Origin of the sequence: Flavobacterium endophyticum, assembly GCF_003634455.1 — a bacterium.
In the GTDB taxonomy this organism is placed as follows: domain Bacteria; phylum Bacteroidota; class Bacteroidia; order Flavobacteriales; family Flavobacteriaceae; genus Flavobacterium; species Flavobacterium endophyticum.
Map to the genome: position 1 here is coordinate 1,897,383 of NZ_RBLC01000001.1, position 25,363 is coordinate 1,922,745.

21 protein-coding genes are annotated in these 25,363 nt (G+C 37.3%); 12 read left to right on the forward strand and 9 right to left on the reverse strand.

Translation table 11 applies throughout. The features are described 5' to 3' along the window. The first annotated feature begins 101 nt into the window (after positions 1-101). The gene (gene tyrS, locus CLV94_RS08565) at positions 102-1,397 is read left to right on the forward strand and encodes a tyrosine--tRNA ligase (protein WP_121375982.1); all 1,296 of its coding nucleotides are present in this window, start codon (positions 102-104) and stop codon (positions 1,395-1,397) included. Positions 1,398-1,405: 8 nt separating this feature from the next. On the opposite strand, the gene CLV94_RS08570 is transcribed toward tyrS, so the two are convergent. The 5 genes from CLV94_RS08570 to CLV94_RS08590 all read right to left on the reverse strand — a co-directional run bounded on the left by CLV94_RS08570 (position 1,406) and on the right by CLV94_RS08590 (position 8,063). After that, on the reverse strand, positions 1,406-2,386 hold the full coding sequence (locus CLV94_RS08570) for a LuxE/PaaK family acyltransferase (RefSeq protein ID WP_121375983.1): 981 nt from the start codon (positions 2,384-2,386) through the stop codon (positions 1,406-1,408). A gap of 138 nt (positions 2,387-2,524) precedes the next feature. Beyond that, positions 2,525-3,418, reverse strand: a complete 894-nt coding sequence (locus CLV94_RS17170; protein WP_121375984.1) for a lamin tail domain-containing protein — start codon at positions 3,416-3,418, stop codon at positions 2,525-2,527. 113 nt (positions 3,419-3,531) lie between these two features. Beyond that, positions 3,532-3,873 (reverse strand): T9SS type A sorting domain-containing protein, encoded by a 342-nt coding sequence (locus CLV94_RS08580; RefSeq protein WP_121375985.1) that lies wholly within the window; start codon positions 3,871-3,873, stop codon positions 3,532-3,534. Positions 3,874-3,976: 103 nt separating this feature from the next. Then, entirely contained in the window at positions 3,977-5,110 is a 1,134-nt protein-coding gene (locus tag CLV94_RS08585) for a hypothetical protein (RefSeq protein WP_121375986.1), read from the reverse strand. Between the two features lie 208 nt (positions 5,111-5,318). After that, on the reverse strand, positions 5,319-8,063 hold the full coding sequence (locus tag CLV94_RS08590) for a TonB-dependent receptor (RefSeq protein WP_121375987.1): 2,745 nt from the start codon (positions 8,061-8,063) through the stop codon (positions 5,319-5,321). A gap of 184 nt (positions 8,064-8,247) precedes the next feature. Between CLV94_RS08590 and CLV94_RS08595 the strand changes: the two genes are divergently transcribed. Together CLV94_RS08595 and CLV94_RS08600 are read left to right on the forward strand one after the other, a co-directional pair. Continuing rightward, positions 8,248-8,931: a response regulator transcription factor gene (locus CLV94_RS08595; protein ID WP_121375988.1), complete on the forward strand. Its 684-nt coding sequence runs from the start codon at positions 8,248-8,250 to the stop codon at positions 8,929-8,931. Between the two features lie 3 nt (positions 8,932-8,934). Then, entirely contained in the window at positions 8,935-9,978 is a 1,044-nt protein-coding gene (locus CLV94_RS08600) for a sensor histidine kinase (RefSeq protein ID WP_121375989.1), read from the forward strand. On the opposite strand, the gene CLV94_RS08605 is transcribed toward CLV94_RS08600, so the two are convergent. Beyond that, entirely contained in the window at positions 9,952-11,010 is a 1,059-nt protein-coding gene (locus tag CLV94_RS08605) for a glycosyltransferase (protein WP_121375990.1), read from the reverse strand. The genes CLV94_RS08600 and CLV94_RS08605 overlap by 27 nt on opposite strands. Before the next feature lie 213 nt (positions 11,011-11,223). On the opposite strand from CLV94_RS08605, the gene trmB reads away from it, so the two are divergent. Genes trmB through CLV94_RS08620 form a run of 3 tightly spaced genes read left to right on the forward strand, consistent with a single transcriptional unit; the run spans position 11,224 to position 12,866 of the window. Further along, positions 11,224-11,898 carry a tRNA (guanosine(46)-N7)-methyltransferase TrmB gene (gene trmB, locus CLV94_RS08610; RefSeq protein ID WP_121375991.1) on the forward strand — a complete coding sequence of 225 codons (675 nt, stop codon included), beginning with the start codon at positions 11,224-11,226 and terminating at the stop codon, positions 11,896-11,898. Position 11,899: 1 nt separating this feature from the next. Continuing rightward, positions 11,900-12,526, forward strand: coding sequence for a LysE family transporter (locus CLV94_RS08615; RefSeq protein WP_121375992.1), 627 nt, complete (start codon positions 11,900-11,902; stop codon positions 12,524-12,526). A 10-nt stretch (positions 12,527-12,536) separates the two neighbouring features. After that, the gene (locus CLV94_RS08620) at positions 12,537-12,866 is read left to right on the forward strand and encodes an MGMT family protein (RefSeq protein WP_121375993.1); all 330 of its coding nucleotides are present in this window, start codon (positions 12,537-12,539) and stop codon (positions 12,864-12,866) included. 37 nt (positions 12,867-12,903) lie between these two features. On the opposite strand, the gene aqpZ is transcribed toward CLV94_RS08620, so the two are convergent. The 3 genes from aqpZ to CLV94_RS08635 form a co-directional block, all read right to left on the reverse strand. Next, positions 12,904-13,608: an aquaporin Z gene (aqpZ, locus tag CLV94_RS08625; RefSeq protein ID WP_121375994.1), complete on the reverse strand. Its 705-nt coding sequence runs from the start codon at positions 13,606-13,608 to the stop codon at positions 12,904-12,906. A 102-nt stretch (positions 13,609-13,710) separates the two neighbouring features. After that, positions 13,711-15,033 (reverse strand): sensor histidine kinase, encoded by a 1,323-nt coding sequence (locus CLV94_RS08630; protein ID WP_121376269.1) that lies wholly within the window; start codon positions 15,031-15,033, stop codon positions 13,711-13,713. A gap of 1 nt (position 15,034) precedes the next feature. Then, positions 15,035-16,378: a sigma-54-dependent transcriptional regulator gene (locus CLV94_RS08635; RefSeq protein WP_121376270.1), complete on the reverse strand. Its 1,344-nt coding sequence runs from the start codon at positions 16,376-16,378 to the stop codon at positions 15,035-15,037. Positions 16,379-16,520: 142 nt separating this feature from the next. Between CLV94_RS08635 and CLV94_RS08640 the strand changes: the two genes are divergently transcribed. The 6 genes from CLV94_RS08640 to CLV94_RS08665 all read left to right on the forward strand — a co-directional run bounded on the left by CLV94_RS08640 (position 16,521) and on the right by CLV94_RS08665 (position 25,234). Continuing rightward, complete coding sequence (locus tag CLV94_RS08640; protein ID WP_121375995.1) at positions 16,521-17,759, forward strand: efflux RND transporter periplasmic adaptor subunit; 1,239 nt, start codon at positions 16,521-16,523, stop codon at positions 17,757-17,759. A 2-nt stretch (positions 17,760-17,761) separates the two neighbouring features. Further along, positions 17,762-18,199, forward strand: coding sequence for a hypothetical protein (locus CLV94_RS08645; RefSeq protein ID WP_121375996.1), 438 nt, complete (start codon positions 17,762-17,764; stop codon positions 18,197-18,199). A gap of 51 nt (positions 18,200-18,250) precedes the next feature. Continuing rightward, positions 18,251-18,949, forward strand: a complete 699-nt coding sequence (locus tag CLV94_RS08650) for an ABC transporter ATP-binding protein (RefSeq protein ID WP_121375997.1) — start codon at positions 18,251-18,253, stop codon at positions 18,947-18,949. Between the two features lie 89 nt (positions 18,950-19,038). Beyond that, complete coding sequence (locus tag CLV94_RS08655; RefSeq protein WP_121375998.1) at positions 19,039-21,462, forward strand: ABC transporter permease; 2,424 nt, start codon at positions 19,039-19,041, stop codon at positions 21,460-21,462. Between the two features lie 45 nt (positions 21,463-21,507). Then, on the forward strand, positions 21,508-23,937 hold the full coding sequence (locus CLV94_RS08660) for an ABC transporter permease (protein WP_121375999.1): 2,430 nt from the start codon (positions 21,508-21,510) through the stop codon (positions 23,935-23,937). Beyond that, positions 23,930-25,234 carry a TolC family protein gene (locus CLV94_RS08665; protein ID WP_121376000.1) on the forward strand — a complete coding sequence of 435 codons (1,305 nt, stop codon included), beginning with the start codon at positions 23,930-23,932 and terminating at the stop codon, positions 25,232-25,234. The genes CLV94_RS08660 and CLV94_RS08665 overlap by 8 nt, the downstream gene beginning before the upstream one ends. The last annotated feature ends 129 nt before the right edge of the window (positions 25,235-25,363 follow it).

Consider the following 25,363-nt stretch of genomic DNA (forward strand, 5'->3'; position numbering starts at 1 on the left):
TTAAGTCAGAATAAATTTTTGCAGCTAAATTAGAATTGAAGCCCTTTCTAATTTTCTAATTATCTCAATACCCTTATCTTTGCGCAAATTAGTAGAAAAAAATGAAAAATTTAGTTGAAGAATTAAAGTGGAGAGGGTTGTACCATGACAGCATGCCGGGAACCGAAGAACAATTGCTTAAAGAAGTTACGACGGCTTATATTGGATTTGACCCGACCGCTGACTCACTGCATATCGGCAGCATGGTTCAGATTATCCTTTTAGTTCATCTAAAGAATTTTGGACATCAGCCTATCGCATTGGTAGGAGGTGCTACGGGAATGATTGGAGATCCTTCAGGGAAATCAGACGAAAGGAATTTGCTGAATGAAGAAACGCTGGCTAAGAATGTAGCGGGAATCAAAAGTGTCTTGTCTCGTTTTCTAGACTTTAATGCTACGGATAAAAACGCTCCGGTAATGGTGAATAACTATGACTGGATGAAAGACTTTTCATTTATCGATTTTGCTCGTGAAGTTGGAAAGCGTATCACAGTCAATTATATGATGGCAAAGGATTCCGTGAAAAAAAGATTCAGCGGTGAAGGCGAGGGAATGTCATTTACAGAGTTTACCTACCAGCTAATCCAAGGGTATGATTTCTATCACTTATATAAAAATTACAATTGCCTTTTGCAGATGGGAGGCTCTGACCAATGGGGAAATATCACCACTGGAACAGAACTCGTTCGAAGAATGGGTGGCGAAAATGCTAAAGCTTATGCTTTGACGACTCCGTTGATTACCAAAACAGATGGTTCTAAATTCGGAAAATCAGAAGGAGGCAATATCTGGCTGGATGCCGATAAGACTTCGGTATATAAATTCTACCAATTCTGGGTCAATACGACTGATGTTGATGCGGAAAAATACATCAAGATTTTTACGTTTTTAGATAAAGATACGATTGAAGCGTTAATCGAAGAACACAGACAAGCGCCGCATTTGAGAGTCCTTCAGAAAAAACTAGCAGAAGAAATCACAATTTTTGTACACAGCAAAGATGAATTAGAAAAAGCAATCCAAGCCTCAAATATTTTGTTTGGAAATGCTACTTCTGAAGACTTAAAGCAATTGGACGGGGCTACTTTCTTAGAAGTTTTTGATGGCGTTCCTCAAGCTGAAGTAGCCAAAGAAGACATCGAAAAAGGAATTGATATCGTTTCCGTATTGAATGAGAAAACAGGCTTTTTGAAGTCAAATGGTGAAGCAAGAAGAGCTTTGTCAGAGAATTCAATTTCTGTAAATAGAGAAAAAGTGACGGAAGAATTCAGCCTTTCGACAAAAGATTTGATTAATGATCAATTTGTGTTATTACAACGCGGAAAGAAAAATTATTTTATCGTAAGAGCGGTTTAAGTAAGTTTTTACAGCACCATCAGGTTGCAACCTCGAATATCAGAATTATCAAAACGGCCCAATACTTCGAACGAATTGTTGGGCTGTTTTTTGCCCAAATCTTGCGTGGCGATAAAAGAGCAAGAATTGATATTGGCCAGATCAATTACGTTGATTCCTCCTGTTTTTCCATTTCCAACATACGATAAGGCATCTTCGGTATCGCGAATGAGTATCTGCATCCAGTTCGGGCATTCAAAAACTCCGTTTCCGAGCGAATAAGCTTGCGAAAGAAGTTCTGTCATTCCGTATTCTGAATGGATGGCTTCTACTCCAAAACCTTTGCAGAGCAGCTCGTGGAGTTCTTCACGGATCATTTCCTTGCGTTTTCCTTTCATGCCTCCAGTTTCCATGATAATCGTATTTTTTAACTGGAAATTCTGCTTTTCAATTAAATCTAATAAGGCATAGGTCACTCCGATCAAAATAATATTTTCTCCGGCAGCATCTAATTCGAGTAGCTTTTGAATCAATTCGTCATAGTTGTTGAGGTAAAAACCGCTTTCCGGATGATTGGATAATTTGATGAGGTCGTCGACCATGTAAATCAAAGAAGAACCTTCTCGGTCCAAATAGGAAGGAAGCAGAGCCAGTACAGCATAATTTTCAATATTTCCGTAGAATTGCGAAAAGCCTTTTCTGTAGCTTTCTTCGTATAATGAGATATCCGTAACCAAATGTCTGCTGGTTGTCATTCCGGTCGTGCCAGAGCTGGTGAAGGTTTCCTGGATTTTCTCTTGGGAAGAAAGAACCTCATGGCTTTTGAAAAACTGTATCGGTAAAAAAGGAATCTGCTCGATTGATTTTACCTGCTGTTTTTCTACATTCAGAAACTGGCAGAATTCGCGATAGACGCTGTTATTTTCATATTGGAATCGGAATACTTTTAAGGCTATTTTTTCAAACTGCTTGTTGTTGGAAATGCTGAATATGTCGAATGCTGGAATCAAAAGGAAATTATTTTTAGCAAAGGTAATTCATTTTTAAAAAATAATCCGATACGTTTTATTGCTGATTGAACTTGCCAAAAAGCTGAAAATAAAAAAGCATCCCAATTGGGATGCTCTTAAATATTTTGAAAGAACTAATTACTTGATAACTAATTTTCTAGTAGCAGTTTTTCCTTCTTCTGTAATCTTAACGATATAAACACCACCTTTTAGGTTAGAAACATTTACTGATTCTGTAGCTGTAGTGTTTACTACTTGTTTTCCTAAAACATCGTAGATAGCAACTGTTTTTTCAATATTTGAATCTGTAGTGATGAATAATTTTCCGTTAGTTACTGGGTTTGGATATACTTTTAGGCCAGCGATAGTATTTTCGTTAACACCTAATGAACATGTGTTAGTTGCAGATGCAGAGTTTCTAGGAGTTGGTGCAGCAACTGTGAAATCAGCAGCATTATCATTTGTGTCTGTACAACCATTGTTGTTTCTGATTGCAGCTGTAGAATTTGTTAATGCAGCAGTCGCAGCAGATCCTTCAAAACCAGTTGCACTACCATATCCTACTTTGTCAATTATTTGAGCACCAGTTGGATTAGCAGTAGTTTCAGCAACTGTTGTGTTTACTAAGATAACTTTACCGTTAGTACCAGACATTGCAAAGCCAGCCTGTGGAGTCGGGCTTGCCCCACCAGAAACAGTACAGCCACATGTAACACCATCTAAATCTGGCGTTGGCAAAGCTAAAACCGGAGTTGTTCCAGCAGCTTGCTGAATTAAATAATATTTTCCAGGTTGTATTGTAACGTTTGGAAGAGTTTGAACGGCCCATGATGTACCTGCAGCCGAAGCATACTGAACAGACCAACCGTTTAAACTTTGAGCAGCTGTTCCTCTGTTGTATAATTCAATAAAATCGTTTGTGTACGTTGCTCCATTATTTCCGCCTCCACCATAAACTTGGCTAATAACTACTTGTGCAGAAGCCGAAACTGATACAAAAGCAACAGATAATAAAATGTAAAGTTTTTTCATGTTAACTTGTTTTTTTGTTATAAAAATATAGTGCAAAGATAGGAACTATTTGTCAGAGACAAAAATATCTGTGTAAATTTATGGTTAAATGTAAGAAATCAGGAATAAGGCAACTATTTGACTATTAGTTTTCTAGTGGCAGTAGCTTCGCCTTCCTTTATTTTTATGATATAAACTCCTGGAGAAAGAGAAGAAACATTCAACTCTTTTGAGGTCATGACAGCCTGCAAAACTTTCTTGCCTAATACGTCATAAATGGCAATTTCTTTGTTTGAGGTTGACTTTGAAGTAATATAAATCTTACCATTGCTCACCGGGTTTGGATAGAAGTTCAAACCTTCAATGGCTGTCTCCTGCATTCTCCCGTTAGCGGAAGTTCTTGTTTCCTGAGCTGAAAGGCTTGCAGGGAAAAGGAACAGGAAGAAAATGATAGTATAAAAGTATTTTTTTGTCATTGCCTAGATTTGGTAGTGTAAATATATAAAAGATATTTCAATTATTATACCAAAAAAAATGCCTTTCGTTAGAAAGGCATTTTTGTCATATTTTTTTATTGGATTATAGACCCATCCAGTTCATCCAGCTTGGCTTAGTAGCACCATTTCCAGCTCCTGTAGCAGTAGTAGTAGCGTTGAAACCTGCTGCCATGTTGCTAGGTGTAGTTACATCAGTGATTGTGATGTTCGCTAACGGATGTGCTGTGAAATAATTTTGAGAGTCAGTACCGTCAAAGTTAATTCCAAAACCAGATCCTGAAGCAGTACTGTTAAAGTTAGCAATATAAGCGTTAGTGATTGTAGCGTGAGTTCCTCTTCTCAACCACATTCCTGCTTCTTTAGCAACATCTGCAGTACCTCTACCAATAAGCGTAATGTTGCTGATTGTTGGGTTAGAGATTGGAGCCAAAAGCGGGTTAGTTTGGTTGTTATCAGCTTCTAAACCACGGCTGTCAGCTGAAAGACCTGTAGCAGAAGATTGGTCAGAGTATAGGTTAGAAACAGTTCCGTTCCATCCTTCAGTCCAGTCAAAAGAATCATCTTGACATCCGATTGCAGCTAAGTTTGTAGCGTTTACAGAACCACCAAACCACTCAAAACCGTCATCAGAACCTTGGTACACTAAAATGTTGTTTACAGTTGTTCCTGAACCAACAGCATAGAAAGTAACTCCGTTGAATTCTGCATCCTCGTTGATCAAGTTTCCAGAATATTCTACAATAATGTGAGAAAGAATACCAGAGTTATCAGCAGGATTAGAACCTCCGTAAGTCAAACCTGTAACCTCTGCAGTTACGTTTGTTCCTAAATTTGTTATTGCATTACCACAAATTACAATTCCTCCCCAATCTTGTGGTGCTGGATTTGCACTGTTAGAAGTAAATAAGATTGGATTAGCAGCAGTTCCTTGAGCAATGATTTTAGCTCCTTTTTCAATTCCTAAGAAAGCAACTTCTTCGAATGCAGCATCAGCCTCGATTCTTGTTCCAGCTGGTATTGTTAATGTAACACCTGGCTTAACATAAGTAGAACCTCTTAGAGTATAAACTGTCTCTGCATTAAGTGTCATGTCTTGCGTAATGTTGCCACTCAAGACGCCTGTTGCTGGAACATCTGGTCCGTCGTTGCTGTCATCGCTTGAACAACTTGTAAAAAGTGTACCTAAAATAGCTAGGCTAAATACTAATTTTTTCATTTTCTAAAGTAATTATGTTGTTTATATTTAGTAGTGCAAATATGGCGAGAGGGATTATTAATCCGGTTAAGTGAGTATTATCTAATCTTTATTTTAAGATGGCGTTATTGTAAATTTAATGTTACTCAATATTCAGGGAATCAGATATTCTAAACTAAAAAAGGCAGCCCGTAGAAGGACTGCCTTTTTTTATGATGAAGATTCTTTTTTAGAATAAATTGTATTTGATTCCCAAGCTGAAATCAAGGCCTGTTTTATAAGAATATGTAGTAACATCTCCTTCGGCATTTTCTTGGTATCTTTCAATTTTACTGTCTAAAAGGTTTTTGACATTGAAGCTAATGTTCAAACGATCGCCAATAGCAGCACTTGAAATTAAATTAAGAGTCGGGATGCCTTTCTCCATTACGTTTCCTCCCGTTTGGATATTTCCTAGAGAGTAAATCCTGTCATGGAAATAGTTTCCAACCAATGAGATTGTCGGTTTGAATGTGCCGCCTTCAATTCTATAAGTAATATCTGCATTTACCAAAAGAGGAGATGCGCCTTGCAGTCCGTCTTTTGTATCGTTAAAGCTAACACTGATTGTATTATTGGTTTCAGCAGCAACTTTATCTGAATCTAGTTTTTGCTCAGAATACATATACGTGAAATTGAAACCAGCTGACAGGTTTTGTTTGTCTTCAACATTCCAGATGTTTTTTCTGACTTCAAATTCAGCTCCAACGACAAAAGCATTGTCACCAGCATTCACGAAAGTATTGTCATTCAAAGCAGAATTCAATCTCGCTTTACTGATAGGATCGATTATGTATTTTCCAAAACCGGTAATAGAAAACAATTCATCTTTGCTAGGGAACATTTCCCATTTGATATCAAAATTGTAATTGTCTGACGGATTCAAGAAGGCATTACCTACGGTGCTTTCTCCAACTACTTCAAATCTGAAAGGTGCTTTTTCGATAAATTGTGGCAATGTGTATGTTTTGCTTACCGCAGCACGAAGATTTTGTTTGTCGTTTAAGCTGTATTTCAAAGTAGCTACAGGAAGAATATACAATTCGTCGATTTTCGCATCATTGAAATTTACGTTTGGCAATGAGATATTAGTATCCCATTCCATTTCTTGCAATACTTTTTCAGCTCTAACGCCAATAGTATACGTCAGTTTTTCTGATGGAGAATATTCAAAATTAACCAATCCAGAATGAACGTCTAAGTCTGCTGAATACGTAAAAGGCTTAAGGCTTCCTGCATTTCTTGAAGTCAAAATTTTGAAAGTATTGTTGATGTTTGTTGAGTTAGACTGATTGTCTGCATTCAAGAAATCATCAATTGTATTCGCTGTTGTAGGAACGCTTCCGTTGATTCTGAAGTTGAACTGTGTTGCTTCAAAATCTCTGGTTTTCATTTTTCCGTTATACCCAAAAGAAAGTTTTCCTTTGTAGTCTTCGCCTTCGCCTTTGAAAAGTTTGTATGAAAAAACAGCTTTTGCCGCAATTTCATTTTCTTCAAGCGATTGGAAATATCGGTTATTTGTTGATTGTGAATTCGTGTTGAATGTAAATCCGTTAGCTCCTTCAAGCAAAGTACTTGTAATCCTGTCTGGCATGTCAGAATTTACCATTCCATAAGATCCGCCCCAGTTTAGCTCTAGCCTTTCAGTAAGAACATCTCTTCCTAAAAGCTGGTTTACAAATAATTTATTTTGTTCGGTGATAGTCTGTCTTGTGAAACTGTTTGTGCCATTTTCATTAAAAAAGTCATATTCATTCACGTCACTTTTAGATGAGTTGACAAAAACACTGTTTAATTTTAAGTTGTGGTTTGAATTTATCTTGTAGGCAAGATTTACCATTCCGGTTGTCTTTGTGCCATATTCAAACTTGTTCACGTTATAGAAATCTTCAATTACGTTATCATTGGTATTTCCTATGTTTTTTTGAGATCCTTTTTTAAGGCCATAACCATTTTCAAAAGAAGCGGTTGCAAAAATGCTCAATTTGCTCTCTTCTCCAATATCAAAACTTGTTCCTCCAGAAATTCCAAAGTTTATGTCAGCAGGATGATTTTCTGAATTCGGAACCCATTTGTTTTGGAATTGGTATGCATTGATGTTGTTCGGTTTTCTTACATTATAAAAACCAGTTTTTTCAATTCCGTCTGCCACTTTAAAATTAGAATTGAATGCATTGTTGTTTAAGCCGCTTCCAATTTCAATATTTAATTTTCCTTTTCCGTTGTGTTCCTTTGAAACGATGTTGATGTTCGCACCTCCAACATCTCCATAAGAATCTGTATAATAGGTTTTGCTAACTCCTACCGATTGGATTACATCTGTAGAGAATAAGTCTAATGCCACGTTTTTGTTTGTCGGCTCGTTTGAAGGTAATGGAAGTCCGTTTAAAGTCGTACTGTTATATCTGTCACCCAATCCACGTACAAAAATACCGCTGCTTCCTTCTTGTTTAGAAATTCCGGTAACTTTGGTTACTGCAGCAGCAGCGTCACTTACACCTTTACGGGCTAATTCCTGAGCCCCGATGCTTTGAGTGATGGTTACTGCTTTTTGCTGCTCTAAAAGCAAGGCCGCTTCTTTTTCGCGACTTTGTACCGACTCAATCACAACGTCTTCAAGCGTTACGCTTCCAGAACTTAGCGCTTTGTTTATTGTTTTTGTTTCTCCTTCTTTGATGCTTACGCTTTCTTCTTGCGAATCATACCCTAAAAAAGCAAAAACCAAAACATAATTTCCCGGTTTTACAGTTAAGGTATACTTTCCGTCGATGTTTGTCTGGGCTGAAGTAGTAGTTCCTTTAACCGTGACTGTTGCGAAAGGCAACGTTTCGTTATTCAAATCTTTATCAGTAATTACTCCTGAAATCGTACCTTTGCTTTGTGCAAAACCAAGAGTGCTAAGCAATAAAGTGATGAATAATAGTTTAATTTTCATTTGTGTGATGTTTAAATTTGGCGCAAAGGAACGCTCGTTTTGTAAAGATGATGTTACTGACTTGTTACTATTAAGTTTCAAGAACTTTACTAAATTGTTACGATATTAAATTACCGTTAACACATATAATCCTTTTGTTTTATATTTACATTTACAACCGCTAAACGCATAATTTTTCCCAAACATGAAAAAGAAAGACATTAAGATTTTATTGGTTGACGATGAGCAAGATATCCTAGAAATTGTAGGCTATAATCTTTCGCAAGAAGGCTATCAGATTGTAACGGCAAGCAATGGAAAAGAGGCAATATTGAAAGCAAAAAAGGAATTGCCGCACCTGATTATCATGGATGTTATGATGCCCGAGATGGATGGAATGGAAGCTTGCGAGAATATCAGGAAATTGCCTGAATTGAGTAACGTAATCATTACGTTCCTGACGGCAAGAAGCGAAGATTATTCTCAAGTGGCAGGATTGGATGCCGGAGCAGACGATTATATTTCAAAACCAATCAAGCCGAAATTGTTGGTGAGCAAAGTAAAATCGTTGTTACGAAGACTAAAAGAAGAAGAGCAAAACTCAGAAACCTTGAATGTTGGCGGTATCGAAATCAACAGAGAAGAATACAAGATTATCCAAGACGGAAAAGAAATCATATTGCCGAGAAAAGAATTCGAACTTTTCTATTTGTTGGCATCAAAACCAGGAAAAGTCTTCAAGAGAGAAGAAATTTTAGACAAGGTTTGGGGCAACGAAGTCATTGTTGGCGGAAGAACAATCGATGTTCACATTAGAAAATTAAGAGAAAAAATCGGAGAAGAATTGTTCAAGACAATCAAAGGAGTTGGCTATAAATTAGAAGTATAATTAATGTCCGTAAGTTTCAAGAAAACATACCGGTTCGCGGTAAAATCATCGTTATATATCACTTTTTTCTCGACCGGACTGGCGGGAATCCTTACCAGCCTATTTTTTACTTTTTCTTGGAAATTCTGTCTTGTTTTTGCGATATGCATCGTCATTTTTTCTTTCTTCGTACTGCAATACCGTGTCGAAAGATTTATTTATAGGAGAGTGAAAAAAATCTATGACGATGTTTCGCTCCTTGAATCCACCAATTTTAGATCACAGCCCATTACTACTGATATGGCGACGCTGACGAAGCAAGTTAAAAAATTTGCGACCGACAAAAAATTAGAAATTGAAACCCTGAAAGTCCGTGAGGAATACCGACGAGAATTCATCGGAAATGTTTCCCACGAATTAAAAACGCCGCTTTTTACCGTACAAGGTTATCTTTCAACATTGCTGGATGGTGCCATGAAAGACAAGACCATTCGCAAAAAATACCTGCAGCGAGCTGAAAAAGGAGTCGAAAGACTGATTTATATTGTCCAAGATTTGGACATGATTACAAAATTAGAAGCGGGAGAATTGAATCTAGTCAACACCAGGTTTGATATTTTAGAAGTCATTCAGAATGTTTTTGACTTGCTTGAAATGAAAGCTTCTGAAAAGAATATCATGCTCATGTTCGACTTGAAATACCTGAAGCCGATTTTTGTATATGGCGATAAGGAAAAAATTCAGCAAGTTGTCACGAATCTTGTCGTTAACTCCATAAAATATGGGAAAGAAGACGGAACGACAGAAGTCAGCGTGGAAGATCTAGTCAACAATAAAGTCATCGTCCGAATTATGGACAATGGCGAAGGAATCGAAAAGCACCATATCCCAAGACTTTTTGAACGTTTCTATCGCGTGGACAAAAGCGGTGCCCGAAGCGAAGGCGGTTCTGGACTCGGGCTTTCAATCGTGAAGCATATTATTGAAGCTCATGACGAAAAAATCTATGTGGAAAGCACGGTAGGAAAAGGCTCAGAATTCTCATTTACCCTCGAAAAGACAAAATAACTTATTCCAAGTTATTGCCGTTCCAAAGTTTTTTAATCCTTTAAACAAGTCGATTTCTAAAAGATTGTCAATCTTAAAATCTTCCTGCTTCGCAAAAGGAACCAATCCTTCTTTCTTTAGTTTTTTGGCCAAATATTCTTGTTCGTATTGGCCTGGAGTCGGTATAAAGAAAGCCTTCTTGCCCAGCTGTGCCAAATCCATTATTGTAGTATAGCCAGAGCGGCAGAGTACCATTTCGCTTTCGTTAAACGTATTTTCCAGCTGTTCGGTATTCATGAAGTTGTAATAAGTCACATTGCCGACCTGCTCGACTTTTTGTTCCGGCTCAATCTTTCCTTTGATAAAAATTACCTTCCCTTTAAACAGATCCATTTCGGTAGTCAATTGCGTTTCCAGCATGCCGCGCTGCGGTTCTGGTCCCGAAAGAATTACCATCAAATCATACTTTTTATCGACAGGTCTTTTGTGCAAGCGGCTTAATGGTCCGATGTATTTTATGTTGCTTTCCGGATTTTCAAGATGGCCGAGCTTACCCGAAAGATTTGGCTTTGTTTCTACGTCTGGAATCCAGCACTGGCTGAATTTTTTGATGATACGCTGATGTACTTTGCTAGAAATCCAAGTCGTATTTCCAGTCAGCACGTTCAATTGGTGGGTAATAAAAACAGAAGGTATTTTTTTAGAATAGACGCCAAGTCGGTTGTCCGAAATAATTCCAGAAATATCATACTCATCAATCCATTGTCGGATTGTTTTTTTCTCCTGAAGTATGGCTTCGATCATTTTTGGAGAGTTCTTGATCATTTTCCATTTGAAGAAAGCCCCATTTTTGGCATATTCTATATGGTAAGACGGAAGCTCGAGGCTCTGCAAGTGCGGAAATTCTTTTTGGAGCATCTGCAGCGCGACTCCATCGGATGCTATAATGGGTGTATAGCCGTTATTTTCAAGAGCTTCTATGATGGGAATGCATCTTGTGGCATGGCCTAGGCCCCAGTTTAGCGGAGCAACTAATATTTTTTTTGAAGACATAGCGTTTCGGTCCTGCTTTTAAAAGTTTAAAAATAATCAATACTGTTTGGTTTTGCCGCGCTACATGCCCGAAAAAAATAGGCAGGAGAGCAGGATACAATGGTTCATAAAGCCCGAATTTTAGCTCCAAATCTCTAATTAAATCTTAAGCAAGATAAAAGTAATTCAGTTCTTATATATTTCCTTAATTTTACCAAAATTTTAAATTAAGCCGTGGGAAGTAAAAATAAATTAAAACGTTTTAAGGAAAATGCCACATTTGGCAATGTTTTTCAGCCAACTAGAGAAGAAGTGGTAAGCGGAGAATTTCCATTAAAAGGGAAATGGAATGCTTCTTTTTTTAAGAATGACAATCCTTTAGTTTTGGAATTAGGCTGTGGGAAAGGAGAATATTCCGTTGGACTGGCAGAAAAATATCCGAATAAAAATTTTATCGGGATTGATATAAAAGGAGCTCGTTTTTGGCGCGGCGCCAAGACTGCTGTAGAAGATGGGCTGCATAACGTAGCATTTGTCAGAACACAGATCGAATTGATTGACCATATTTTTGCAGAAAATGAAGTAGACGAAATCTGGATTACTTTTCCGGATCCGCAGATCAAATACAAAAGAACAAAGCACAGGATGACCAATTCTGAATTTTTGCAATTGTATAAAAAAATATTGAAGCTAGATGGCGTAATGAATTTAAAAACCGATAGCGAATTCATGCACGGCTATACGCTCGGATTGCTTCATGGCGAAGGGCACGAGGTTTTGTATGCGAATCATAATGTGTATAAAAACGAAGGAAGTCCGGAAGAAGTAACAAGCATCCAGACATTTTATGAGAAACAATATTTGGAAATTAACAAGGCAATTACCTATATTAGATTTAAAATAAAGTAATATGGCAATTGCGATGGCGCTGTTGTGGGGAATTTTTCTATCGGCTGTTGGAATTGCTCTTCCCGGTTTGATAAACATGACGGCTGCTAAAATCAGTGTCCGCGATGGACGTTCACGTGCTGTTTATTTCGCACTGGGTGCCACTGTCATTGTTTTCTTCCAGACGTATATTGCTGTTGCTTTTGCAAAATTTATAAACAGCAGGCCTGATATTATCCATTTGCTACAAGAAATCGGACTAGGATTATTTACGTTGCTGACTGTTTATTTTTTCTTTATTGCCAAGAAGCCAAAACTTAAAGAAGAAGTCAGCAAGATCAGGACCAAAGTCGGAAGGTTTTTCTTAGGAATGTTGCTTTCGGCATTAAATTTTTTTCCGATTCCCTACTATGTTTTTGTGAGCATTACCTTGGCGAATAATGGTCATCTGGAATTCACGCCAATCTTAATCTGGATGTTTGTCACAGGAGTCGTGATCGGATCGTTTTCTATTTTCTATTTATATATTATTTTCTTCAAGAAAATTGAGCACAAGACCAACTGGATGATGGAAAACATGAATTATTTCTTAGGTTCTGTCACAGGTTTGGTTGCCATTATAAATTTAATCAAGATTCTGAGGAATTAAGCTTTTGAAGATGGAAGAAGATAATTTTTTTCAAAGAGTTTATGAAGTCGCAAGCCAGATTCCTTATGGACGAGTAACTTCCTATGGAGCTATTGCCAACTATTTGGCATCTAGAGGTTCGGCTAGAATGGTAGGCTGGGCGATGAATGCTTCTCATGGAAGAGATGATATTCCGGCGCATAGAGTCGTAAATCGCAACGGACTTTTATCTGGAAAGCACCATTTTGAAGGAACAAACCTAATGCAGCAGCTTTTGGAAAATGAAGGTATCGAAGTTGAAAATAATCAGGTCGTGGATTTTGAAAAACATTTTTGGGATCCAGGAATTGAATTGAGATAATAAAAAAGGCGGGATAATTTCCCGCCTTTTTTATGTCTTATTCATCGTTTTTCTGCAAAAGAAATTTATAGGCAAATCCGGCCAACAAAGCACCTAAAATAGGAGCGGCCCAAAACAGCCAAAGCTGAGGGATATACTCTCCGCCAGCAAATAAAGCTTGCGAAGTAGATCTCGCTGGATTCACAGAAGTATTCGTAATAGGAATACTGATTAAGTGAATCAAGGTCAATCCTAATCCAATAGCGACTCCCGCAAATTTACCGTTAGCAAATCTGTCTGTAGCTCCAAGTATGATAATCAAGAAGAAAAATGTCAAAAGGAATTCTGCAATAAAGGCTGCTTCTAAAGAATAACCTTCAGGCGATAAGGTTCCAAAACCATTGGCGGCAAAAGCACCTGCCTTTGTAGGGTCAATCGCAAAACCTTCTTTTCCAGAAGCAATCAAATATAAAACTCCGGCCGCTGCAATTCCTCCGACTACTTGTGAAAGAATATAAGGCACTAGCTCTTTTCCAGAAAATCTTCCGCCAGCCCAAAGTCCAAAAGAGACAGCTGGATTAAAATGTCCTCCAGAGATATGACCAACAGCATAAGCCATTGTGAGTACGGTAAGTCCAAAAGCTAAAGCCACTCCAGCAAAACCAATTCCCAAATTTGGAATTCCGGCCGCAAATAATGCGCTGCCGCAACCGCCAAATACCAACCAAAATGTTCCAAAAAACTCTGCGAATAATTTTTTCATAAGTATAAATTATTAGGTTAATTAACACAAATTTATACTAAAAAATAAGACAATATTATTTTTGTTATATAATTGTAATTATTTTTTATAAAATAACAGGGTTTATAATAAACAGATAGTGAAACTAGTTTTGCCGTTTTCGGAGCTAAAACTCAAATAACCGCCATGAGCCTCAATAATATTTTTTGACAGCGTGAGCCCGATTCCAGCGCCTTCTTTTCGAGTGGTAAAAAAAGGAAGAAAGATTTTTTCTTCAATGGCAGGATCAATGCCGCTCCCAGAATCGGATATGGTGATGAAGATTCGATTGTTTCGTTCCTCAGAAGCAATCTCGATATTTTTTTCTGTTCTTTCTTCAAGAGCATAGAGGCTATTTGTAAGCAGGTTGATCAGAACCTGTTCCATCTGAAACTTATCTGCAGTGATACGTCTGTTTGATTCGATTATATTTTTTACGGTAATTTTCTCTTTTTTGAAAAGAGGTTCCATCACCTGCAATGTACTTTCAACTAACAAATTGAGTTCAATGTATTCTTTATTTGGAGTCGGGAGCATGGCCAGCTTGCGGTAGCTTTCCACAAAATTTTGAAGGTGATCGCTTCTGTGAAGTATGGTGGTGACGCTCTGCCTAATATCTTCCAAATCTTCTTTTGATAATGTTTCTTGGCGCATCACTTCATTGAGGTTTTGCGTCAGCGAGCGGATTGGCGTGATGGAATTCATCAGTTCATGCGAGATGACTTTCATCAGGTTGATCCAGGCTTCTTTTTCTTTTTTCTCGATTACTTTTTGGATCGAGTCAAGCAGGATGATATAATATTCCGTATCGTAAGTTTTTGTTTTGGAAGCTTGCAGTATAAAGGTCTGAGCAGCCTGTTTGTCTACGCTAATCTGCAAGGAAGTCTTGATTTCCTCGAAATTACGTTCTTCAATAATCGTGCACAGCGAAGGCAATTGGTTTTTTAGGTAATGCCATTTTGAAACTTTCGGAACCTGAAAATGTTTTGAGAAATAGTCATTCATTAGAAAAATGTTCCAAGTATTTTCTTCTTTCTGCAGAATCAGGACGCCAGTTTCGATGTTGTTGAGAATAGAACGATACACCAAATCTTTTGAAACCTGCTCGTTCTGTTTTGCTTTCAGATTGTCGTACAGCCTGAAAAGCACCTTGTAATTGTCATACGAAGCATATTTTGAAAAGTCGGCAGCGAAGTCGTTATTGAGTATAGCATGAATTGTCTTGTCATAAAACAAAAACATGCTTCGTATGGCTGAAAATAATTCCAGTATTAAAAGAAACATGATGAAAAACAGAAAAAAGGAAGTATAAATCAAGCCTTTTTGAAGCAAGAAAAATCCAAAGGCGGTTCCTGCCAAGATAAGGCAGAATCGCAATAGCAATGCCGTATTTCTATTTGAGATCATCTTAATTGTCAATTTTATATTTCTCCATCCTTCGGTATAAAGAAGCTCTTGAAAGTCCTAATTCTTCAGCAGATTTGCTGATGTTGAAATTGTTTTTCTGCAATACTTTTTCAATGGTAGATTTTTCAATATCCGAAAGGTGCAGGTCATCATTATTTTCTGCTTTTGAGATTGTGTCCAAGTCAAGGTCAGAAACTGTAATGGTATTGTTTTCACATAGAATCACTGCACGCTCAATCCTGTTTTCCATCTCGCGTATGTTTCCGTTCCAAGAATGTTTTTCCATCTGCGACAGAGCATTATTATCAAAGACGATTTCTTCACGATCGTATTTTTCGATGATCCGATCCAATAAAAACTCGGCCATCGGTATAATATCTTGTCGTTGTTCTCGTAAAGGCGGCAGTAGGATTTCCATAGTGTTGATCCTGTAATACAAATCTTCCCTGAAATTCTTGTGATTGACTTCTTGTTTTAGGTCGATGTTGGTTGCCGTAATGATCCGGACATCTAATTGCCTTGGCTTTGCTTCTCCTAATCTTGTTACTGATTTGTTTTGTATGACCTGCAATAATTTTGCCTGCAGGTGCAAAGGAACATTTCCAATCTCATCCAAAAAAATGGTTCCGTTTTGCGCTAACTCGAACCTTCCAGGCGTATCGTTTTTGGCATCCGTAAAAGCACCTTTGGCATAGCCAAAAAGCTCGCTTTCAAAAATATTGTCGTTGAGCGAACCCAAATCGACATGAACAAAAGGCTGGGCATTTCGGTTAGAATTTTGGTGGATGTAATTTGCGAGTACATATTTTCCAGTCCCGTTTTCACCTAAGATCAATACGTTCGCGTCGGTTTTGGCTACTTTTTCTGCTAAGGAATAGGCCTTCTGTATGCTGGAAGAATTCCCGATAAAAAAAGATTCTTTTTTTGGCGCTTTCGAGGCTTTCTTCTTTTCCTTCCTGCTTTCTTCTACAGCTGTTTTTACGATGGACAGCAGCTTTTCATTGTCCCAAGGTTTTAAGATATAATCGAGTGCGCCGGCTTTTAGCCCTTCAACGGCGGTTTCTACTTTTCCGAAAGCTGTCATCAAGATTACAGAAGTTTGGGGCGAAAATGTTTTTATTTCTTTCAGAAGATAAATTCCTTCGCGTCCGTCTTCAAATCCAATTCTGTAATTCATGTCCAAAAGAACTACATCAATCTGGTTTCCTGACAACGTATCGAGTATGTTTTTTGGATTGTTTAAGGTATGAATCGTCTCAAAATGTTTCTTCAAGACCATTTTAGAAGCAAATAAAATGTCTTCCTGGTCATCAATCACTAAAATAGTAGCTTGCGTTTTTTTCATAGACTGTTCGCTTTTGGACAAATACTGTTCATTTTCGGACACTTATGGTTTTATCTAAAAATAAAAAGTGCTGAAATATAGGGTCTTGTAGTTTTTAAAATCGTGGCACAAAATTGCTATATAGTATCACAAATAATTTAATATGGACACTATCGTTCCTCGTAAAAATAGAAAAAATAAATACCTGTTAATTGGTTTGCCTCTTTTTTTATTGGCGGCTTATGTTGTATTTTCATCAGTCACTAAAAAAAGAGGATTGGATGTAAAAAAGGCAGAAGTTACAATCAAAACTGTGGAAAATGATTATTTTGAAGATTTCATTGTTTTCCAAGCGAAAGTGGAACCTTTAAATTCGATGCTCTTGAATGTTATTGAAGGCGGATCAATCCAAGAAATTTTTGTCGGCAATGGAGATTTCGTCGAAAAAGGACAGCCGCTAGCAAGATTGTATAATCCGAACACAGAACTAGGTTATATGACTCAGGAAACATCGATGATCGAACAAATCAACAATCTTAATAAAGTAAAGCTGGATTTAAGAAATCAGGAACTGAATCTAGCAAAAGACTTAGTTGCTATTGAGCATGATTATCTAGACGCTAAGAGCCTGTATGAACTAAACGAGAAGTTATTCAAGGAACAGATCCTTTCAAAAAACGAATGGGAGAAGACGCAGGAAAATTTCAGATTCCAAAAAGAACGAAAAAACATAATCCAGCAAAGCATACAAAAAGAAAAGCAGGCCAATAAAATACAGATTTCTCAAATCAACCAATCGCAGGCAATCATGCAGAAAAGCTTGGAGATTTTAAGAACTAACAAGAAGAATTTTTTGGTTACGGCACCACTGTCGGGAAGGCTTTCCTCTTTTGAGCCTGTCTTAGGTAAAAATTATCAGGCTGGAGAAAGTATCGGAAAAATTGACGTCATGAAAGGCTATAAATTACTAGCAGATGTCGATGAATTCTATCTTGAAAAGGTTTCAGTAGGCCAAAAAGCAGAGATTGAATACAAGGGAGAAACTATTCAAGTGGTTGTTTCGAAAGTGATTCCAGAAGTAAAAAGCGGAAGATTTCAAGTGGAGCTTAATTTCTTGAGCACAGAAAAACTAGATTTAAGGCAAGGCTTGAGCTTTGGAGTACGATTGATGCTTTCTGAAAAGTCAAAAAGCATGGTACTGTCAAAAGGAAGTTTTTATGAAGACACATCAGGAAAATGGATTTTTGTAGTAGACGGCGACAAGGCTGTGCGAAAAGAAATCAAATTAGGAAGAGAAAACCCTTTGTATTATGAAGTTTTGGGTGGCCTGAAACAAGGCGACAAAGTAGTGACGTCTACTTATAAAGATTATAAAGACATAGAAATTTTAAATTTTAAATAATCATGCAAAAATTTTTATTACTAATAGCATTCCTGATATTGAGTTCATTTAGTCTTTTTGCCCAATCGGACGTTAAGAATGTACACATTGAAGCTCACGGAACACATTTCACACAGCCTGTCAAGGACAAAAAGTGGAGAAACGAAAACGGGAGGTCTTTTACAAAAGCAAAATATACCGAATACGACGGAGAGACCTATGTCAAGATCAATACTTCTAAAGATGTTATTGTTGTATTGAAATACGAAATCAAAGTAGGCAAAGGCGAGTTAGAAATGGTTGTTGCCGACAGTCAAGACAAAGTACTTTTTCAAAAGACATTTTCAGAAGACGTCAAAAACGAGACAGAAGTTTCGTTTCAAAAGGACCAAGAATACAGAATCAAATTTATAGGAAAACAGACCGGCGGCTCTTATTTCTGCCAATGGATCGAAAAATAATCATCGTCAATCATCAATCAAAAAACGAATAATCATTAAAAAAATCAAATCATGATCAAAATTCAAAATCTTTCAAAAGTTTTCAGAACAGAAGAAGTAGAAACTAAAGCGCTGAACGAAATTTCACTAGAAGTAAAACAAGGCGAGTTTGTAACCATTATGGGAGCATCCGGCTGCGGGAAATCAACCTTGTTGAATATCGTCGGACTTTTAGATGATGTTTCTTCAGGAAGCTATAAGTTGCTGGGGCAAGAAATCAAAGGCCTAAAAGAAAGCGAAAAATCAAAAATAAGGAAACAGAACATCGGTTTTGTTTTTCAAAACTTTAATCTAATCGATGAGCTTTCGGTCTATGACAATATCGAATTGCCTCTGATTTATAACAATGTAGGTGCTTCCGAAAGAAAGAAAAAAGTTGAGGCTATGGCAGAACGATTGGCGATTTCTCACCGATTGAGGCATTTTCCGCAACAGCTTTCAGGCGGACAACAGCAAAGGGTTGCGGTCGCAAGAGCTTTGATCAACGATCCAAAAATTATTCTTGCCGATGAGCCTACAGGGAACTTGGACAGTAAAAACGGAAATGAAGTAATGGAACTTTTAACCGACCTTCATGCCAACGGTGCCACTATTTTAATGGTGACCCACTCCGATTATGATGCTTCCTTTTCTCAAAAGACCATCTTTATGAAAGACGGAATCATACTTTCGGAGAAATTGAACAGCAGAAACGTGAATGTTTTAGCATAGTTTGTCAATAAGAATTGAAAGCAGAGGTATCAAGAACCATCTTGATACCTAATGCTGGATTTAATCTATGAATCTCAAATAACAATCTTATGCTGACAAACTGGCTAAAAATATTTTTGTACCAAATCAAGAAGAATAAATTCTTCACGATCCTGAACATTTTGGGATTGAGCATAGCCATTGCTGGTTTGATATTCTCCATTCTGTATTGGAATGATGAACAGTCTTATAATAGCTGGAATCCTGAAAAAGAAAATGTCTTTCAAGTGGTAAATAATCAGCCACGATCAGGATTTTTAGCGTACAATGTGATGCCTCTAGGTGCACGTTTGAAACAGATTTCGCCTGAAGTAGAAGAATACTGCCATTTTAATCCAGGTTATAATGGAGCGCTTATCGAATACAAAGGCAAGACGGAATTAGTAAAGAAAATCTTAAGATCAGAAGGCAATTTTTTCTCTTTTTTTCCTTTCCAATTTGTAAAAGGAAACATAAAAACAGCCCTGAAAGAAAAAAACAATGTTGCGATTTCTGAAGAAACGGCCCAACGAATATTCGGCAATGAAGACCCGATGGGCGAACTGATAAAAGTAGGCGAAAAAAATTGCGTTGTCGGAGGCGTGTATCGAATTACAGGGAAATCCTCAGTAGAACCGACAGCTGTCTTACGAGAAGAATACGAAGAAGAAATTAAAAGGAATGCCGACAATTGGGGAAGCCATACGAGTTTTTTAGTCGTAAAATTAAAAGACCCATCGGCCAAAGAAGCAGTCGAAAAACAGATTTATCAAATTTATATTGACAAGCAGGCCAAGGGCAACGCTAAAGCAAAAGGGATTTCGGTAGAGGCTTTCCTTAAAAATTATGGAGTGGATATTCCGTATCTAGAGCAGCTAAAAACGGCTCGACTGCATTCCAAAGTCAGCAATGGTTATCCAGAAGGAAACGGCAATTATCAATTTCTGCTGATTATGCTAGGATTATCAATCTTGATCTTGGTGCTTTCCATCGTAAATTATGTGAATCTGGCGACCGCAAATGCAATCAGACGTGCAAAAGAAGTCGGTGTTCGCAAGATTATTGGCGCAACAAAAGCACAAATCGTGAGGCAGTTTTTATTTGAAACTGTAATTATCACAGTATTCTCAATACTTTTTGCCTTGGTGATTGTAGAACTTTTATTGCCGTATTACAACGAATTTTTGTCAAAAAACATGGCGATGCACAGCGGCCAGTTTTACCTTCAGTTGTTTTTGGTTTTTGTAATTACGGTTGTTTTTGCAGGCATTTTTCCAGCGCTCTATATCGCCAATTTTGATGTGCTGAAAGTGCTGAAAGGAAATTTTAGTCGAAGCAAAAAAGGAACCTGGCTCAGGAATGGCATGCTGATTTTCCAATTTGCGATTGCCTCTTTTTTTATCGTTGGTTCCTATATCGTCCATCAGCAGGTAAATTTCATGATGGATAAGGATTTAGGTTTTAATGGCAGTCAAGTTTTGGATATCAATCTCAATGAAATAAGAAAGGAAGATACTTACGAAATGATTCATAACGAATTATTGAAAATAAAAGGAGTAAAAGAGGTCTCATCTGGTAATTTTTCTTTTGGAAGTGGAGGCTATTTTACGACTGTTTTTGATTACAAAGGCAAAGATGTCGAAATAGAAAACATGTCGATGCAATTTGGAATGCTGGATATGATGCAAATCAAAATAGCAGAAGGGAGAAATCTTTCACCTGCCTATGCTTCAGACACGATCAGTTCAGTGCTTATCAATAGGGCTACTGCCGAAATGATGGGCGAAAAAGACCCTATCGGAAAAGAATTTCGTTTTGAAGATGAAGGCGATAATCCAGGTATACGAATCCTGAAGATTGTCGGTATTGTCGAAGATTTCAATACTTATGGACCGCAGCGAAAGATTCCTCCGATACTGATCTATCACATGAAAACCATTTCGGAAAGTAATTTTTTAAGCAGGATGTATATAAAGATTGCCCCAGAAAATATGGAAGAAACCATAGCAGCAATAGAACGATTTTGGACGGCAAAAGTGGATACCAAATACCCGTTCTCTTATGATTTTGTAGATAAAAATTTTGCACGCACTTATGAAGGCTATATCAGCCAGCGAAATTTGTTTTCGCTATTAAATCTGGTAGTTATCCTGATTGCTCTTTTCGGATTGTTTGCACTGGCTTCGTATTCGATTCAAAGCCGGATGAAAGAAATTGCCATCAGAAAAACATTAGGAGCTGATACAAAAACATTATTGTCCACGCTATCTAGGCAATATGTAGTTTTCTGCATCATTGGCTTTTTGATTGCGCTTTTTCCAGTCTATTATTTGTTAAACGGCTGGCTGGAGAATTTTGCCTACAGGATTGATATTTCATTACTCCCTTTTGTAATAGGCTTCTTTTTGTTGATGCTGCTTACGCTGACAGTGGTGATTTCAAGGGCCTATCAGGCAACACGAATCCATGTCTTGAAATATTTGAAATACGAATAATCTCAAGACCCAATAATAGAGTTAACTAATTTAAAAAAGTATAAAATGCTGAAAAACTGGCTAAAAATATTTTTCTATCAAATTAAAGACAATAAGATTTTCACGACTTTAAACGTCTTGGGACTAAGTATGGGAATCGCAGGTTTGATTTTTGCCATTCTCTATTGGAATGATGAACATTCTTATAACGATTGGAATCCTGATAAAGAAAGAATATTCCTTTCTATTTCTAACCTTGGCGAAGACATGATGTGGTCTACCAATGTTGCAGGTTATGAACCTTACCTTAAAAATTATGACGAACTAGAATCCTATTGCTATTTTGATAATGAATACACAGAAGATATCGTTCGCTATAAGAACAAAAAGGAAATCCTGAAAATTACCGATGCTCAGAAAAACTTTTTCGAATTCTTCCCCTTTGAATTTATAAAAGGCAATGCAAAAAATGCCTTGCCAGATAAAGGCAGCATTGTTTTGTCTGAAGAGACGGCCCATAAATTATTCGGAAATGAAGACCCAATAGGAAAAGAAGTGGCTTGTTCTGACAAGAAGTTTGTGGTAAGAGGAGTTTATAAGATTCAAGGCAGATCTTCTATGGCTCCAGACGTTGTCATCAGTACAATCGATAGCAGGCTAGAGGGAGACAGAACACAATGGGGAAATTTTAATTACGCATTGATGCTGAAATTAAAAGATCCAGAACAGGCGAAATCTGTACAGTTAAAATTAGAAAGACTGCTTTATGAAAACAGAGATCTGAAATGGGCCAAGCAAGAAGGCTTAAGTCCTGAAGAATGGCGAAAAAAGAACGGCGATCATGGCTCTAAAATCATCCTAGAATCCTTAACAGAGGCAAGACTTCATTCCGTTGTAGAAAATTACGCAGAAGGAAGAGGGAATTACCAGTTTTTGCTAATCATGATGGGACTGTCTCTTTTAATTTTGACGCTTTCCATTGTAAACTATGTAAATCTGGCGACCGCAAATGCAATCAAAAGAGCCAAAGAAGTCGGTGTTCGGAAAATAGTAGGAGCCTCCAGAAGCAACATTGTCAAGCAATTTATTTTTGAAACGATACTGACGGCCGGTTTTTCTATACTGATTTCGCTGGTAATCGTAGAACTTTCATTGCCGTATTATAATGAGTTTTTAGGAAAAGACCTGCTTATTCATAGCGGACAGTTTTACCTTCAGATCCTATTGATATTTGGATTGGTAGTAGTACTCGCAGGGATTTTTCCAGCGCTATACGTGTCAAACTTTGAAACTTTAAAAGTTTTAAAAGGCAATTTCGGAAGAAGCAAAAACGGAATCTGGCTTAGAAACGGAATGCTTATCCTGCAATTTGCAATCGCTTCTTTCTTTATCGTCGGCTCCTATATTGTTTATCAGCAGGTTTCCTATATGACTTCCAAAGATTTAGGATTTCAAGGAGATCAGGTCGTGCAGGTGAGCTATAGAAACCCGTATGATTATCGCGAAAAAGGTTATCTGGAAAATATAGTACATCGTTATGAAACGATCCGACAAGAATTATTAAAGATAAAAGGAGTACAGCAAGTTTCTATCGGGTCGTTTGATTTTGGAAGCGGCGCTCAGGCTTCTTCTGGATTTGACTACAAAGGCATAGGCGTTCAAGGAAAAAATATGGCAATTGATTTTGGGATGCTGGATATGATGAAAATAAAAATAGCAGAAGGCAGGGACTTGTCTGCTTCGTTTTCATCTGATACCGTAAATTCTATCATCCTCAACGAAACAGCCATAAGGCTGATGAAAGAAAAGGCTCCTCTTGGAAAAGAAATCAATTGGAATGACAAAAAATTAAAAATTGTGGGTGTCGCCAAAGATTTTCATATCAGCGGCCCGCAAGATGAAATTCCGCCAATGACGATTTTCCATTATAAAACGATCAATTGGATGATTCAAAATGCAAACAAGGTTTTTGTAAAAATAGAAGCACAGCACATGGAAAGTGCCCTCAAGGAAATTGAGAGTTTTTGGATCAAGAAAGTCGATACCGAATACCCTTTCAAATACGATTTTGTAAACAAAAGCTATGCAAGATCTTATCAAGCTTATGTAAACCAACGAAACTTGTTTTCATTGCTGAACATTGTCGTGATACTCATTGCGCTTTCCGGCTTGTTTGCTTTGGCATCCTATTCGATCCAGCGACGAATGAAGGAAATAGCCATCCGAAAAACGTTAGGAGCAGAAACAAAAATACTGTTGAAAGAGCTTTCCAAGCAGTATGTGCTTTTCTGTATCATCGGATTCCTGATTGCTCTGTTTCCTGTTTATTTCCTGTTAAACAAATGGCTGGAGAACTTTGCCTACCGTATTGATATTTCTGTTGTTCCTTTTATAATTGGTTTTATTGCCCTTCTATGCTTGATGCTGCTAGTCGTATTGTCAAGAGCGTATCAAGCCACAAGAGTCAATGTTTTAAAATATTTAAAATATGAATAAGAGACTAATTTTGAGCTTGCTCCTAATTACTTCGAGCATTTTTGTTAATGGCCAAGAAAATTCTTGGTCATTGCAAAAGTGTTTTGCCATTGCTTTAGAAAACAACATCGATATAAAAATCAAGCAGCTCGAAATCAACAAAGCCAAGAAGCTCTATACGCATCCGCTCTTGGAATTATTCCCAACGGTAAACTTGTCGGGCAATCACAACTATAATTTTGGTTCTACTATCGATCCGAGCACCAATAATAGAGTGAGTTCTGATATCCAATACGATAACTTGAATCTTGGAGCAGACATAAGTCTTTTAAATTTTGGAAACTTAGCCGTTGCCCAAAGAAATAAGATAAACATTGAACTGGCCAAAGCAGACAAAGAAGTAATCGAATATGAATACAAGCTGCAGCTTCTGGAAAAATATTTCGATGCTTTGTTTTCGCAGGAATTAGTCAAAATTCAAAAAGAGCAGATTCAAAACACGACTTTCAACTTAGACCGAATCAAGAAAGAAGTAGAAATCGGCAATAAGCCGGAAAGTGATTTGTATGACATCCAATTGAGCTTTTCTCTAGATGAAAAACGCTTGCTTGAAGCACAGCAATTGTTTGAAACTCAAAAACTGCAGCTTTTTCAGCTGATGAATTTTCCTGTAGAAAACCTCGAAGCCATTACCTTTGAAGTTTATCTTGCTAAAGAAACGGAGGTCGAAAGCGAATCGCCTTTTAAAAATCCAAAAATCGAATATGCCGATTTGGCGTATAAAAGCTCCAAAAAAGAAATTTCAATTCTTAGATCCGAAAACCTTCCTTCTATTTCAGGATTTTATAGCCTTTCTACGTTTTATTCCTCACCGATAAACCAGCCTAATACTACTGTGCCCAGCTTTAAATCCCAATTTGATGACAACAAAAACCATGAAGTAGGGCTTAGGCTCAATGTTCCCGTATTCACAGGATTCCGCAAAAACAGACAGATTACCGCTTTTAAAATTGAAGCAGAAAAAGTAAAGTTGATTTCAGAACAAGAAAAAATCAAGATCGAACAGCAAGTCGAACTAGAAACTGCCCGAAAAAAACAATACCTGCAATTGGCTTCAAACCTGCAAAATACGTTGAAATATGCCAAAGAATCATTTAGAACGACACAGGCAAAATTCACTAGCGGAAAAGTTGATGCAGTAATTTATACTTCAGTAAAAAACCAATTGCTTTCTTCAGAATACGATTACTTGAAAAATAATTTATTAGTACAGTACGCTTCGCTAAAGATTAATTTGATCCAAAAAAACGAACTGTAACTGCTATCTAAATCGGCAAAATTCACAAACCCAATTTCCTCTATCAGACCATAAACTTTTTCAATCTATTAACTTTACATTACGAAGTTTTCATGCTATCTTTGCAATTTAAAATCAGTCTAATTTAAA